12 protein-coding genes are annotated in these 13,442 nt (G+C 66.0%); 8 read left to right on the top strand and 4 right to left on the bottom strand.

The features are described from left to right. Positions 1-52: 52 nt before the first annotated feature. Positions 53-1,027 carry a 2-hydroxyacid dehydrogenase gene (locus ACPZMI_RS20700; protein ID WP_186668160.1) on the bottom strand — a complete coding sequence of 325 codons (975 nt, stop codon included), beginning with the start codon at positions 1,025-1,027 and terminating at the stop codon, positions 53-55. 113 nt (positions 1,028-1,140) lie between these two features. After that, positions 1,141-2,088: a LysR family transcriptional regulator gene (locus tag ACPZMI_RS20695; protein WP_186668158.1), complete on the bottom strand. Its 948-nt coding sequence runs from the start codon at positions 2,086-2,088 to the stop codon at positions 1,141-1,143. A 180-nt stretch (positions 2,089-2,268) separates the two neighbouring features. Here ACPZMI_RS20695 and ACPZMI_RS20690 point away from each other — a divergent pair, with 180 nt between their 5' ends. From ACPZMI_RS20690 to ACPZMI_RS20675, 4 genes are read left to right on the top strand one after another with little or no spacing between them, the layout of a single operon-like run. Further along, complete coding sequence (locus ACPZMI_RS20690) at positions 2,269-3,783, top strand: efflux transporter outer membrane subunit (RefSeq protein ID WP_426352957.1); 1,515 nt, start codon at positions 2,269-2,271, stop codon at positions 3,781-3,783. After that, positions 3,783-5,939 carry an FUSC family protein gene (locus ACPZMI_RS20685; protein ID WP_426352958.1) on the top strand — a complete coding sequence of 719 codons (2,157 nt, stop codon included), beginning with the start codon at positions 3,783-3,785 and terminating at the stop codon, positions 5,937-5,939. Before ACPZMI_RS20690 ends, ACPZMI_RS20685 begins: the two co-directional genes overlap by 1 nt. Then, a complete protein-coding gene (locus ACPZMI_RS20680) occupies positions 5,929-6,129 on the top strand; it encodes a DUF1656 domain-containing protein (RefSeq protein ID WP_054894899.1) in 201 nt (66 codons plus the stop codon). Before ACPZMI_RS20685 ends, ACPZMI_RS20680 begins: the two co-directional genes overlap by 11 nt. A gap of 10 nt (positions 6,130-6,139) precedes the next feature. After that, the gene (locus ACPZMI_RS20675) at positions 6,140-7,000 is read left to right on the top strand and encodes an efflux RND transporter periplasmic adaptor subunit (protein WP_426352956.1); all 861 of its coding nucleotides are present in this window, start codon (positions 6,140-6,142) and stop codon (positions 6,998-7,000) included. A 3-nt stretch (positions 7,001-7,003) separates the two neighbouring features. Here the strand turns inward: ACPZMI_RS20675 and ACPZMI_RS20670 are convergent, their stop codons facing one another. Then, the gene (locus tag ACPZMI_RS20670; protein WP_426352955.1) at positions 7,004-7,450 is read right to left on the bottom strand and encodes a universal stress protein; all 447 of its coding nucleotides are present in this window, start codon (positions 7,448-7,450) and stop codon (positions 7,004-7,006) included. Positions 7,451-7,785: 335 nt separating this feature from the next. Between ACPZMI_RS20670 and ACPZMI_RS20665 the strand changes: the two genes are divergently transcribed. The 4 genes from ACPZMI_RS20665 (at position 7,786) to ACPZMI_RS20650 (ending at position 12,884) form a co-directional block, all read left to right on the top strand. Next, on the top strand, positions 7,786-8,691 hold the full coding sequence (locus tag ACPZMI_RS20665) for a LysR family transcriptional regulator (protein WP_288376970.1): 906 nt from the start codon (positions 7,786-7,788) through the stop codon (positions 8,689-8,691). Positions 8,692-8,812: 121 nt separating this feature from the next. Continuing rightward, positions 8,813-10,354, top strand: coding sequence for an MFS transporter (locus ACPZMI_RS20660; protein WP_426352954.1), 1,542 nt, complete (start codon positions 8,813-8,815; stop codon positions 10,352-10,354). A 23-nt stretch (positions 10,355-10,377) separates the two neighbouring features. Next, entirely contained in the window at positions 10,378-11,439 is a 1,062-nt protein-coding gene (locus ACPZMI_RS20655; RefSeq protein WP_186668149.1) for an HlyD family secretion protein, read from the top strand. Then, positions 11,436-12,884 (top strand): efflux transporter outer membrane subunit, encoded by a 1,449-nt coding sequence (locus ACPZMI_RS20650; RefSeq protein ID WP_426352953.1) that lies wholly within the window; start codon positions 11,436-11,438, stop codon positions 12,882-12,884. The genes ACPZMI_RS20655 and ACPZMI_RS20650 overlap by 4 nt, the downstream gene beginning before the upstream one ends. An 86-nt stretch (positions 12,885-12,970) precedes the next feature. On the opposite strand, the gene ACPZMI_RS20645 is transcribed toward ACPZMI_RS20650, so the two are convergent. Continuing rightward, entirely contained in the window at positions 12,971-13,240 is a 270-nt protein-coding gene (locus tag ACPZMI_RS20645) for a DUF3077 domain-containing protein (protein ID WP_411383208.1), read from the bottom strand. Positions 13,241-13,442 lie beyond the last annotated feature (202 nt).

Below are 13,442 nucleotides of genomic sequence, written 5' to 3'. Positions count from 1 at the left end.
TTTGTGGGAGCGGGCTTGCCCGCGAAGAGGCCGGTACAGTCAGCGGCCAGGTTCAGCCCTTCCACACCTGCGGATTCACCAGGTCCCGTGGTCGCTCGCCCAGCAGCGCTGCGCGCAGGTTCTCCATCGCCCGGTTGGCCATGGCTTCGCGGGTCTCGGCAGTCGCCGAGCCGATGTGCGGCAGGGTCAGGGCGTTGGGCAGCTTGAACAGCGGCGAATCGGCCAGCGGCTCCTTCTCGTACACATCCAGTCCGGCACCGCGAATGGTGCCGGCTTGCAGCGCCTCGACCAGCGCCGCCTCGTCCACCACCGGCCCGCGGGCGATGTTGATCAGGAAGGCGCTCGGCTTCATCAGCTTCAGCTCACGGGCGCCGATCAGCTTGCGGGTGGCATCGGACAACGGCACCACGATGCAGACGAAATCGGACTCGGCCAGCAACTGCTCCAGGCTGCGGAACTGCGCGCCCAGTTCCTGCTCCAGCGCGCTCTTGCGGCTGTTGCCGGCATACAGGATCGACATGTTGAAGCCCAGGCGGCCACGGCGAGCCACGGCGGCGCCGATGTTGCCCATGCCGACGATGCCCAGGGTCTTGCCGTGTACATCGCTGCCGAAATGCGCCGGGCCTACGGTCGCCTGCCAATTGCCGGCCTTGGTCCAGGCGTCCAGCTCGGCGGTACGGCGGGCACAGCCCATGATCAGCGAAAAGCCCAGGTCGGCGGTGCTTTCGGTGAGCACGTCGGGGGTGTTGGTCAGGGCGATGCCGCGCTCGTTGAAGTAGTCCAGGTCGTAGTTGTCGTAGCCGACCGACACGCTCGACACCACCTCCAGCTTGCCGGCACCTTCGAGCTGCGCGCGGCCGAGCTTGCGGCCGACGCCGATCAGGCCGTGAGCCTCAGGCAGCGCTTCGTTGAACTGGGCATTGATGTCGCCCAGCTTGGGATTGGGCAGGATCACGTTGAAGTCGTGCTGCAGGCGCTCGGCCATGGCCGGAGTGATACGGCTGAAGGCCAGGACGGTCTTTTTCATCGGGCTACTTCTCTGCAAGGCGGTGGGACGATGGCGGCCTGCGAAAAGGCCGCCGCGAATCAACGATTGGTTAGCAACCTACCATTGTCGCCACCTGCAATGCAGCAGCTTTTTCAGGTGGCGATCAGCAATTCATGGGTCTTCAGGTCTGCTTCGTGCGCTGCCAGGATCTCCGGCAGCGAGTTGCGCAGGTATTCGACCCAGGTCTTGATCTTGGCATCCAGGTACTGGCGCGACGGGTAGATCGCGTACAGGTTCAGCTCCTGCAGGCGATAGTCGGGCATCACCCGCACCAGGCTGCCGTCGCGCAGGCCGTCGATGGCGGAGTAGATCGGCAGCACGCCCACCCCCATGCCACTGCGGATCGCGGTCTTCATCGCGTCGGCGGAGTTCACCTGGAACGGCGAGCTGGTGATGTTGACCATCTCCTGGCCTTCCGGACCGTCGAACAGCCATTTTTCCAGCGGAATCACCGGGCTGACCATGCGCAGGCACTGGTGCTTGAGCAGGTCGGCGGGCTTGTGTGCGATGCCGTGGCGAGCAATGTAGTCGGGGGAGGCGCAGACGATGCTGTAGGTGATCCCCAGGCGCTGGGAGACGAACCCTGAGTCAGGCAGCTCGCTGGCCAGCACGATGGACACATCGTAGCCCTCGTCGAGCAGGTCGGGCACACGGTTGGCCATGGTCAGGTCGAACGTGACGTCTGGGTGCGTCTGGCGGTAGCGAGCGATGGCATCGACCACGAAATGCTGGCCGACACCGGTCATCGAATGCACTTTGAGCTGCCCGGCGGGGCGGGCGTGGGCATCGCTGGCCTCGGCTTCGGCTTCCTCGACGAAGGTCAGGATCTGTTCGCAGCGCATCAGGTAGCGCTTGCCCGCTTCGGTCAGGGCGATGCGCCGTGTGGTGCGATTGAGCAGGCGGGTTTGCAGATGGGCTTCCAGGTTGGAGACCGCCCGCGACACGTTGGCGGTGGTCGTATCCAGCTGCGCAGCGGCGGCGGTGAAGCTGCCGAGCTGGGCTACACAACTGAAAGCACGCATGTTTTGCAGGGTGTCCATGGGTCACTCTCGATCTAGAGGACAAAATTGTGACATGAAGTAATGAAAAAGCACGTCCGACCAAAGCCGGATTATCGCTGTTTTGGTAACAAAGATTCGCAGGAATATGCGCTTATCGCCAATGAAACCCGCCCCTAGAATTGCCCGGCCCCTTCACCTCTTCCTCGGGAAATCGCAGCTGTGCCGCGTCGCAACATCGGAGCGCTTCGAGCGCTCAGTGCCTGTGCCCTAAGCCTGTCCTTGAGCGGCTGTATCGGAACCTGGGGCATCGCCCCGCAAAGCAAGACGCTGCAAGCCAACCAACTCGCCACCGACCCTGCCATCCGCGAAGCCGAGCGCGACGCCCATTGGCCCGCGCAGCAATGGTGGCGCGCCTACGGTGATCCCCAGCTGGACCGCTGGATGGACCTCGCAGTTGCCGGTAGCCCGAGCCTGGCCATGGCCGCGGCGCGGGTGCGCCAGGCCAGGGCCATGGCCGGTGTGGTCGAGTCGGCGGAACAGCTCCAGGCCAACGGCGAGGCGACCCTCAAGCGCCACAACTGGCCGGAGGATCAGTTCTACGGCCCCGGAGCCCTGTCCGGCGCCAACACCTGGGACAACAACGCCGCCATCGGCCTGAGCTACGCCCTCGACCTGTGGGGCCGTGAACGCAACGCCAGTGAGCAGGCGCTGGACCAGGCGCACATGCGTGCCGCCGAAGCCCGCCAGGCCCAGCTCGAATTGCACAACAACGTGGTGCGCACTTACATCCAGCTGAGCCTGCATTTCGCCCAGCGGGACATCGTCAAGGCCGAGCTGGAGCAGCAGGAGCAGATCCTCGCGCTGGCCAGGCGGCGCCTCGAGGCCGGGATCGGCACCCATCTGGACGTCAGCCAGGCCGAAGCGCCGTTGCCGGAAACCCATCGGCAGATCGACAGCCTCGACGAAGAAATCGCCCTGACGCGCAACCAGTTGGCGGCACTGGCCGGCAGGGGACCGGGCGAGGGGGCCAGCCTGCAACGCCCGACACTGACGCTGGCGGCGCCGCTGTCCTTGCCCTCGGCATTACCTGCCGAGCTGGTCGGCCAGCGCCCCGACGTGGTCGCCAGCCGCTGGCAGGTGGCAGCCCAGGCTCGTGGCATCGAGGTCGCCCACGCAGGCTTCTTCCCCAACGTCGACCTGGTCGGCGGCCTTGGTTTCATGGCCACCGGTGGCGGGCCGCTGGAGTTTCTCACCGGGCGCAAGTTCAACTACAACGTCGGGCCTGCCATCAGCTTGCCGATCTTCGATGGCGGGCGGCTGCGCGCGCAGTTGGGCGCGGCTTCTGCTGGCTACGACATGGCCGTTGCGCATTACAACGAAACAGTGGTCGGGGCGTTGAAGGGTATCTCCGACCAGTTGATCCGTCGCGAGTCGATGGCGCAGCAGGCGCACTTCGCCGCCGAATCCGTCGCCGCTGCGCAGAAGACCTACGACATCGCCACGGTTGCCTTCCAGCGCGGGCTGACCGACTACCTGAACGTGCTCAATGCGCAGACCCTGCTGTTTCGCCAGCAGCGGATCCAGCAGCAGGTCCAGGCTGCGCGCTTGAGTGTGCATGCCGAGCTGGTCACGGCGCTGGGCGGTGGCCTCGACGCGGGTAGCGACGTGCCGGATGAGGCGCACCAGGCAGCGCCGAAAGCGCCGGCCCTGATTGCCTCGGGACGCGAGCAATGATGCGCTGGCTGTCCAGCCTGGAGTGGCGCCGGGGCTTCTTTGCCTGGGCGCGCACCGACGGGGTGACCTGGGTCTACATCTTCAAGGTGCTCGCTGCGGCGTTCCTCACCCTCTGGCTGGCCATGCGCCTGGAGCTGCCGCAGCCGCGCACGGCGATGATCACCGTGTTCATCGTCATGCAGCCGCAGAGCGGGCATGTGTTCGCCAAGAGTTTCTACCGCATGCTCGGCACCCTGGCCGGCTCGGCGATGATGGTCGCGCTGATCGCGATCTTCCCGCAGAACACCGAGCTGTTCCTGCCCAGCCTGGCGCTGTGGGTCGGCCTGTGCTCGGCAGGGGCCATGCGCTACCGCACCTTCCGCGCCTATGGCTTCGTGCTGGCCGGTTATACCGCGGCGATGATCGGCCTGCCGGTGCTCCAGCACCCCGACCAGGCGTTCATGGCCGCCGTCTGGCGGGTGCTGGAGATTTCCCTGGGGATTCTCGTCTCGACCCTGGTCAGTGCCGCGATCCTGCCGCAATCGGCCAGCGCCGCCATGCGCAATGCCTTGTACCAGCGCTTCGGCGTGTTTGCCGGGGTGGTGGTCGAGGCCCTGCGCGGCAACAGCCAGCGTGCGCTGTTCGAGTCCAGCAACGTGCGTTTCATCGCCGAGGCGGTGGGGCTGGAGAGCTTGCGCAACGTCACCGCCTTCGAAGACCCGCACATGCGCAGGCGCTCTGGCCGCCTGGTGCGCATGAACAGCGAGTTCATGGCCATCACCACCCGTTTCAACGCCCTGCACCGTTTACTCGAACGCCTGCGCGCACGCGGCCCGGCGCAGATCGTCGGCGCCATCGAACCGGGCCTGCAAACCCTGGCGCAGTTGCTCGAACCTTACGTCGGGCGAGCCCTGACCGATGCCGATGCACTACGCCTGACCCTGGAGCTGGCGGCCTACAAGGACGGCCTGCAGGCCCAGGTGCGCGGGCTGCGTGCGACGTACCTGGAGACCGACCCCAGCGACGCCGACCTGCTGGACTTCCACACCACCTACGAGCTGCTCTACCGCCTGGTCGACGACCTCTACAGCTACGCCCAGACCCACGCATCACTGGCCGTGCACAACCACGAACGCGAGCAGTGGGACGAGCCCTATGTGGCTCAGACCAGTTGGCTGGTGTCGTTGGCCGCCGGGGTGCGTGGTGCAGCGGTGCTGTTGCTGCTGGGCAGCTACTGGCTGCTCAGCGACTGGCCCAGCGGCGCCATGATGACCTTGATCGCCACGGTCACCGCCGGCCTTTCGGCAGCTTCGCCCAACCCCAGGCGCATGTCGTTCCAGATGGCGTGCGGCACCCTGCTCGGGGCGTTCATCGGCTTCTTCGAAACCTTCTTCGTGTTCCCCTGGATCGACGGTTTCGCCTTGCTGTGCATGGTGCTGGCGCCGGTGTTCGTGCTCGGTGCCTTTCTCTCGTCGCGCCCGGCCTATGCCGGTTATGGCGTGGGCTTGCTGGTGTTCTTCGCCATCGGCTCGGTGCCCAACAACCTTACGGTCTATGACCCGTACGCCTTCATCAACGACTACATCGGCATGATCATCGGCATGCTGGTCTGCGCTGCGGCCGGGGCGATCATCCTGCCGCCGAACAGCCGCTGGCTATGGAGCCGCCTGGAGCAGGACCTGCGCGAACAGGTGCTGTTCGCCATCGGTGGGCGCCTGCGTGGCCTGGGCTCGGCGTTCGAGAGCCGCACCCGCGACTTGCTGCACCAGGCCTATGGCCTGGCGGCCGGCAAGCCGCAGGTGCAGGCCGAGCTGATGGGCTGGATGTTCGTGGTATCGGAAGTCGGCCACGCTGTCATCGAACTGCGCAAGGAGCAGGCCAATGCCCCGGTGCACCCGGCCTACGCCGAGTCGCAGCCCTGGCGCCAGGCGATCCGGGTGATGGGGCGAGCCCTGGCGCGGCTGTTCCTGCAGCCCAACGCCAGCAACCACGAGCGCGCGCTGGTGGCGGTCGACCACGCCATCAGCCGCGTGCAGGCCACCGACGAACCCTTCGCCCGGCACTTCGACACGTCGGTGCTGCGCCGTGCGCAGAGCTACCTGCACTTCATCCGCACCTCGCTGCTCGACCCCCAGTCACCCCTGGCCCCGGCCAAAGGATTGCACCATGCCCCGTGAGATCGCCTTCCATGGCGTGTACATGCCCACCATGACCCTGATGTTCCTGTTCGCTGCGGGCCTGGCCTGGGGCCTGGACCGCTTCATCGCCAGCCACGACGGCTATCGCTTCTTCTGGCACCCGGCGCTGCTGCGCCTGTCCCTGTTTGTCTGCCTGTTCGGCGCACTGGCGCTGTCTGTCTACTGGTGAGAAACCTTCGATGAAAAAGTTCTTCAGCCTCCTCGCCACCCTGCTGGTGCTGACCGCTGCCGTGGTGATCGGCCGCCAGTTGTGGCTGCACTACATGACCACGCCCTGGACCCGCGACGGGCGTGTGCGCGCCGACATCATCAACGTCGCCGCCGACGTGCCGGGCTATGTGGTGGACGTGCCGGTGCGTGACAACCAGCAGGTGAAGAAGGGCGATGTGCTGATCCGCATCGACCCCGAGCACTATCGCCTGGCAGTGGAGCAGGCCCGGGCGCTGGTCGCTTCGCGCAAGTCCACCTGGGAGATGCGCAAGGTCAACGCGCGGCGCCGTGCCGACCTGGACAACCTGGTCATCTCCAAGGAAAACCGTGACGACGCCAGCAATATCGCAAACGCCGCCCTGGCCGACTATCAGCAGGCCCAGGCGCGATTGGCGGCGGCCGAGCTGAACCTCAAGCGCACCGAGATCGTCGCCACGGTCGACGGCTACGTCACCAACCTGAATATCCACAAGGGCGATTACGCCCGCACCGGCGAGGCGGTGATGGCGGTGGTGGACGAGCATTCGTTCTGGGTGTACGGCTTCTTCGAGGAGACCAAGCTGCCGCATGTGAAGGTAGGGGACCAGGCCGAGCTGCAGATGATGAGCGGCGAGTTGCTCAAGGGGCATGTCGAGAGCATCGCCCGTGGTATCTACGACCGCGACAACCCGCAGAGCCGCGAGCTGATCGCCGATGTGAACCCGACCTTCAACTGGGTGCGCCTGGCGCAGCGGGTGCCGGTGCGGATTCATATCGATGAGGTGCCCGAAGGGTATCTGCTGGCGGCGGGCACGACCTGCACGGTGGTGGTCAAGCCGGGCGGGGCGTGAGGGTCACTCGCCTGCCGGGCAGACCAGCACCGGCACCTGTACCCGGTCGATCACCTTGCTGCTGATCGAGGGGTCCAGCAGCCTGCCGAGGCGCGACAGGTGCCGGTGGCCCATCACGATCAGCTCGCAGTCGAGTTCCCGAGCCTTGCCGACGATGGCCTCGACCGGTTGCGCCGCCACCATGCAACCCTGGCATTTGAACCCTGCTTCACGCAGCGTGGCCACGGCTTGCTGCAGCGCACGTTCAGCCAACTGCTGTTCGTCGCAGGCTGCGGGGTATTCCTCCAGTTCCTGCTCGGTATAGGGCGCGGGGCGCTCGTGCACGGCGAAGGTCGGATCGATGGCCAGCAGCACCTGCAACGAGTGTTCGCCGGGGCGGCAGTAGCGGCGCACGAGGTCGATCAGGTTGATGCTGGCGGGGGAGGCGTCGATGGCGATGAGGATGGGCATTGGAAGGGCCTTGTGTGGGGCTTGAGAGCGGTGTCGATCTCTTCGCGGGCAAGTCGGGGCGCCGAACCGCCGCTCCCACTGGTTGCCATGTGAGAGCAACTGTCATGTTCAAATTTGACAGCCAGCTAAATCCTTGTGGGAGCAACTGCCTTGCTCAAAATCTAAAGGCCAGCCCAATCCCTGTGGGAGCGGGCTTGCCCGCGAAAAGAACCCCACCATTCTCGAACCTTCCCCCAACCCGGATAAATGGCCCCTCACGCACGGCGTCATTGCACCAGACGCAATCGTGCGACCTGCTACCATCGCGTTTCCCACACTCGCCACGGAAAACGGCCATGCAACTCCCGGACATGAACCTGCTTGTCGCCCTCGATGCCCTGCTCGACGAGGGCAGTGTGGTGGGCGCTGCGCAGCGCATGAACCTGAGCCCGGCGGCGATGAGCCGCACACTGGGGCGCATCCGCGACGCGCTGGGCGATCCGATCCTGGTGCGGGCCGGCCGTGGCCTGGTGCCGACACCCCGCGCGCTGGCCCTGCGTGACCAGGTGCGGGCGCTGGTGGAGCAGGCCGGGCTGGTGTTCAACAGCGGCGAGGACGTCGACCTGCCGAACCTGGAGCGCGCTTTCAACATCCGCACCAACGACCTGTTCGTCGCCCTGTATGGCGCGCGCCTGCTGCACATGATGCTGGCCCAGGCACCGCGCACGGTGCTGCGTTTCGTGCCGGAAGCCCATGGCGATGATGACCTCGTGTTGCGCCACGGGCAGATCGATCTGGTGGTGAGCTCGAGTATCGAACTGGGGCCGGAGATCAAGGTGCAGCATCTGTTCGATACGCACTTCGTGGGCCTGGCGCGGGACGACCATCCGATCTTCGACGCACCGATCACCCCCGAGCGCTTTGTCCGCTATCCACAGATCAGCGTGTCGCGGCGCGGGCGGGCCAACGGGCCGATCGACGTGGAGCTGGGCAACTACAAACTGCAGCGACGGGTTTCGCTGATCACCCCGAGTTTCCACTCGGCGATGTTCTCCCTGCCGGATTCGGACCTGATCCTGCCGATGCCGGCGAATATCCTCGGCAATGTGCTGAAGTTCGGTCTGCCGCTGCGTTCGTTCGAGATTCCGGTGGAGCTGGAGAAGGTGCGGGTGATGCAGGCCTGGCATCCGCGGTTTGACAATGACCCGGCGCATCGGTGGCTGCGGCGCACGCTGAAGGCGTGTTGCGGGACCGAACCTTGAGGCCACCACCGAAAGCGGATTGCGTCTGGCGCAATATAAACCTGCCGACAAGTCAGTTTTCGTAAGCATTCCCCACCCCTAGACTTCCCACAGCTGAAAAATGTTGCTGGAGATGTCGAAAATGAGTTCCCTGACCGCGCCCGCCGCTGCGATCGCCGCCGCCCCCGTGGCGGCCGCGCCCGCGCAGACGCCGTTCGGCCCGCGCGTGGTGGTGGGGTTGTTCGGTGTGCTGCTGGCGGTGCTCTGCGCCGGCCTCAACGAGGCGGTGACGAAGATCTCCCTGGCCGATATCCGCGGCGCCATGGGTATCGGCGCCGACGAGGGCGCCTGGCTGGTGGCGGTGTATGCAGCTGCGTCGGTGTCGGCCATGGCCTTCGCACCTTGGCTGGCCACCACCTTCTCGCTGCGCCGCTTCACCATGACCGCCATTGGCCTGTTCGCCGTGCTGGGCCTGGTCCAGCCTTTCGCCCCCAACCTGCACAGCCTGATGCTGCTGCGCGTGCTCCAGGGCTTCGCCTCGGGAGCATTGCCGCCGATGCTGATGAGCGTGGCGCTGCGCTTCCTGCCGCCGAACATCAAGGTCTATGGCCTGGCCTGCTATGCCCTGACCGCCACGTTCGGGCCGAACCTCGGCACGCCCCTGGCGGGCCTGTGGACCGAATATGTCGGCTGGCAGTGGGCGTTCTGGCAGATCATCCTGCCCTCGGCACTGGCGATCTTCTGCGTCGGTTGGGGCCTGCCGCAGGATCCGCTGCGTCTGGAGCGCTTCAGGCAGTTCGACTGGCGCGGCGTGCTGCTGGGGTTGCCGGCCCTCAGCAGCATCGTGCTGGGCCTGTCGCTGGGCGATCGCTGGGGCTGGTTCGATTCGCCCTTGATCTGCTGGCTGCTGGGCGGTGGCCTGCTGCTGCTGGTGCTGTTCATGTACAACGAATGGTCCGAGCCCTTGCCGTTCTTCCAGTTGCGCATGCTGTCGCGGCGCAACCTGAGCTTCGCCCTGGTGACCCTGGCCGGTGTGCTGGTGGTGCTGTCGGGCGTGGGTAGCATTCCTTCGGCGTACCTGGCGCAGATCCAGGGCTATCGCCCGGCGCAGACCAGCCCGCTGATGATGCTGGTGGCCATGCCGCAATTGATCGCGCTGCCGCTCACCGCAGCGCTGTGCAATATCCGCGCGGTGGACTGCCGCTGGGTACTGGCGAGCGGGTTGGCGATGCTGGCGGCCTCGTGCGTGGGCAGCAGCCTGCTGACCAGCGAATGGATCCGCGGTGACTTCTACCCGTACTACCTGCTGCAGGTGTTCGGCCAGCCGATGGCGGTGCTGCCACTGCTGATGCTCTCGACCAACGGCATGACCCCGCAGGAAGGCCCGTTCGCGTCCGCTTGGTTCAACACCGTGAAGGGCCTGGCGGCAGTGGTCGCTACCGGCCTGCTCGATGCCCTGGGCACCCTGCGCCGGCATTTTCATTCCAATCATCTGGTCGACAGCCTGGGCAATGCGCCACTGCTGGACGACGGCGCGGCGAACCTGGCCAGGCGCCTTCACGAACAGGCCCTGGTACTCACCTCGGCCGACCTTTACCTGGTGATGGCCTGCATCGCCGTGGCCCTGATCTGCCTGATTCCCTTTGTGCCTACCCGGGTCTATCCGCCCCGTGCGGTGGCCTGACGCTGTAGTTCGAGACAAATGACATGACGCAAACACGCAAGACAGTTTTCATCGGCTCGGTCCTCGCCGTGGCCGTCCTCGCCGCCATCGTCGGCCCCTGGATGTTCGGCAGCGACCACCGCCAGAGCACCAACGACGCCTACGTCACCGCCGACTACACCGTGGTCGCGCCGAAGGTGGCCGGCTTTATCAAGCAGGTGCTGGTCGAGGACAACCAACAGGTCAAGGCCGGCCAGTTGCTGGCGACCATCGACGCCCGCGACTACCAGGCCGCGCTCGATGCCGCCCAAGCCCAATTGCTGGTGGCCAAGGCGCAGGCCATCGATGCCCGTGCCACCCTCGAGCGGCAGGCGGCGCTGATCGCCCAGGCCGAGGCTGCGGTGAAGGCCGCGCAGGCCGAGGCTGGTTTCGCCGACCATGAAGTGACGCGCTACAGCCGTCTGGCCGAGCAGGGTGCCGGCACCGTGCAAAACGCCCAGCAGGCCCGCAGCCGGGTCGACCAGGCCCGTGCGCGACTGGCCAACACCCAGGCGGCGCTGGTCGCCACGCGCAAGCAGGTGGATATCCTCCAGGCCCAGGTCGCCAGTGCCGATGGCCAGCTCAAGCGGGCCGAAGCCGGCGTGGAAAAAGCCGAGCTGGACCTGTCCTACACCCGCATCACTGCGCCGGTGGACGGCATGGTCGGTGAACGCGCGCTGCGCGTTGGCGCCTACGTCAATCCGGGGGCGCGGCTGCTGTCGGTGGTGCCGCTGCAACAGGCCTATGTGGTCGGCAACTTCCAGGAAACCCAACTGACCCATGTGCAGCCAGGCCAGCCGGTGCGTATCAGCGTCGACACTTTCTCCGGCGAAACCCTGCACGGGCATGTCGAGAGCATCGCGCCGGCCACCGGCGTTACCTTCGCCGCGGTGAAGCCGGACAACGCGACCGGCAACTTCACCAAGGTGGTGCAGCGTATTCCGGTGAGGATCGTCTTCGATGATGGGCAGCCTCTGCTCGAGCGTCTTCGCGTGGGCATGTCGGTGGAGGCGACCATCGATACCCAGGGTGACACCCTGGCTGGCAAAGAGGTGACGGCGCGATGAAAGCTCATCCAGCCATTGCGGCAGCCACTCCCACGGTGCTGCTCGCCGCGCTGTTGGCCGGCTGCACCCTCGGCCCGGACTTCCAGCGCCCCGACAGCCAGGCGCCGCAGCAATGGAACGCCCTGCAGGGCGAGCAGGCGGCGAGCCAGCCTGTGGCAGAGCCGCTGCAACTGCGCTGGTGGGACAGCTTTCACGACCCGCGCCTGAGCGCGCTGATCGAGCAGGTCGCGACGCGCAACCTCGATCTGCAGATCGCCAGCGCACGCCTGCTGCAGAGCCGGGCGCTGCGCAGTACCGTCGCCGCCGACGAGTTGCCGTCGGTGGATGTCAACGCCGGCTACAGCCGCGCGCGCAACAGCGCCGAAGGGCTGAGCGATCCGTCCGGCAAGGCGGGCAAGTCGGCCTTCAACCTGTGGCAGGGCGATCTGGTTGCCGGTTGGGAGCTGGATTTCTGGGGGCGGGTGCGGCGCCAGGTCGAGGCCGCCGACGCCAGCGTCGAGGTCGCCGAGAATGACCGCAATGGCGTGCTGCTGGCGCTGCTCGCTGAGACTGCGGGTGACTATATCCAGTTGCGCGCGGTGCAGCACACCCTGCAGGTCACCGAGGATAACCTGAAGGTTGCCCGGCACAGCCTGAAGCTGTCCGAGGACCGCCAGGCCGAGGGCGTCGCCACTCGCCTCGACGTGGCCCAGGCCAACGCCCAGGTGGCGTCGATCGAAGCGCGCCTGCCGACCTTGCAGGCGCGTCGCGATGACCTGATCAATGCCCTGAGCCTGCTGGCGGCCGAGCCGCCGCGCAGCCTGCAGAGCACCTTGCTGGACGCTGGCGCGTTGCCGGCACCGGAGCAGAAGTTCGCCATTGGCGTGCCGTCGGAGCTGGCCGAGCGTCGCCCGGACATTCGTCAGGCAGAAGCCCGCCTGCATGCCGCCACCGCGAGCATTGGCGTGGCCAAGGCGGATTTCTACCCCAGCATCCGCTTGTCCGGGAGCGCTGGCTTCCAATCGATGCAGCTGGCTGATTTCGGCAACTGGGATTCGCGGCGTTTCGCCTTCGGGCCGCAGTTGTCGCTGCCGATCTTCGAAGGCGGCCGCCTGAAAGGCACGCTCCAGTTGCGTGAGGCGCAGCAGCAGGAGGCGGCGCTGAACTACCGCAAGGTGGTGCTGGGTGCCTGGCACGAGATCGACGATGTGCTGCGCTTGTACAACGCCAGCCAGTTGCGGCGCGACCACCTGGCCGAGGCGGTACGGCAGAACCGCATTGCCCTGGAGACGGCGCAGCGTCAGTACGTGGAAGGGGCGGTGGACTTTCTCAACGTGCTGACCGTGCAGTCGGCACTGTTGGCCAGCCAAGAGCAGTGGATCGACAGCTCGGCGGCGGTGTCGCAGGCGCTGGTGGGCCTGTACAAGGCGCTTGGCGGCGGCTGGCAGGCGTTCGACAAGGTTTGAGGTGGGGGGGCCTTTTCGCCGGCAAGGCGGGACGCTGAACCGCCACCCCCACAACCCACACAATTCCAGGTCCGATCAACCCGCTTTTACCGGGGCATCCCAAGCTCCGCATCGTCCATCAATGCCTTGGCCAATGCGCTCAGGTAGTACGAAGCCCAGACCAGTTGCGGATTCTCATCCATCACCCCGCTCAAGGTCATGTCGCGCACATACCCCATCAACTCCGAAGCCTGCTCACGCGCACGTTCGCACGGGATGCCCGGCTCGATGCAGAACAGCGGCTGGGTCATGCCCTTGCCTTGGTAGAACCGTGTTTTGCCGACGGTGGTGTTCGGTGTGGTGTCGCTTGCATCCATACCTCGATCTCCCTGAAAACCGCTTAGTGAGCCGTCTGCGGCTCTGTCGGCATCTGAACCTGTATCAAGGCCGATTCCAGCAAAATCCTCAGCGCTTCCATTTCATGAATGGCAGCCATTACCAGGAGCGAGACGGGGGACTTGGGTTGGAGGAGGACCGCTTGATGGGCCACGGTTTGTGCGCAGAGTGCGTACTCGGTGG

This window comes from Pseudomonas wayambapalatensis, assembly GCF_049942315.1.
GTDB classification, from domain to species: Bacteria; Pseudomonadota; Gammaproteobacteria; order Pseudomonadales; family Pseudomonadaceae; genus Aquipseudomonas; species Aquipseudomonas wayambapalatensis.
Note: the sequence above shows the minus strand (reverse complement) of the source record. Positions and strands in the feature narration are given on the sequence as shown.

Coding starts and splice junctions, on each gene's coding strand:
- ACPZMI_RS20700 (WP_186668160.1), bottom strand. CDS start 1,027: ATGAAAAAGACCGTCCTGGCCTTCAGCCGTATCACTCCGGCCATGGCC.
- ACPZMI_RS20695 (WP_186668158.1), bottom strand. CDS start 2,088: ATGGACACCCTGCAAAACATGCGTGCTTTCAGTTGTGTAGCCCAGCTC.
- ACPZMI_RS20685 (WP_426352958.1), top strand. CDS start 3,783: ATGCGCTGGCTGTCCAGCCTGGAGTGGCGCCGGGGCTTCTTTGCCTGG.
- ACPZMI_RS20680 (WP_054894899.1), top strand. CDS start 5,929: ATGCCCCGTGAGATCGCCTTCCATGGCGTGTACATGCCCACCATGACC.
- ACPZMI_RS20675 (WP_426352956.1), top strand. CDS start 6,140: ATGAAAAAGTTCTTCAGCCTCCTCGCCACCCTGCTGGTGCTGACCGCT.
- ACPZMI_RS20670 (WP_426352955.1), bottom strand. CDS start 7,450: ATGCCCATCCTCATCGCCATCGACGCCTCCCCCGCCAGCATCAACCTG.
- ACPZMI_RS20665 (WP_288376970.1), top strand. CDS start 7,786: ATGCAACTCCCGGACATGAACCTGCTTGTCGCCCTCGATGCCCTGCTC.
- ACPZMI_RS20660 (WP_426352954.1), top strand. CDS start 8,813: ATGAGTTCCCTGACCGCGCCCGCCGCTGCGATCGCCGCCGCCCCCGTG.
- ACPZMI_RS20655 (WP_186668149.1), top strand. CDS start 10,378: ATGACGCAAACACGCAAGACAGTTTTCATCGGCTCGGTCCTCGCCGTG.
- ACPZMI_RS20650 (WP_426352953.1), top strand. CDS start 11,436: ATGAAAGCTCATCCAGCCATTGCGGCAGCCACTCCCACGGTGCTGCTC.
- ACPZMI_RS20645 (WP_411383208.1), bottom strand. CDS start 13,240: ATGGATGCAAGCGACACCACACCGAACACCACCGTCGGCAAAACACGG.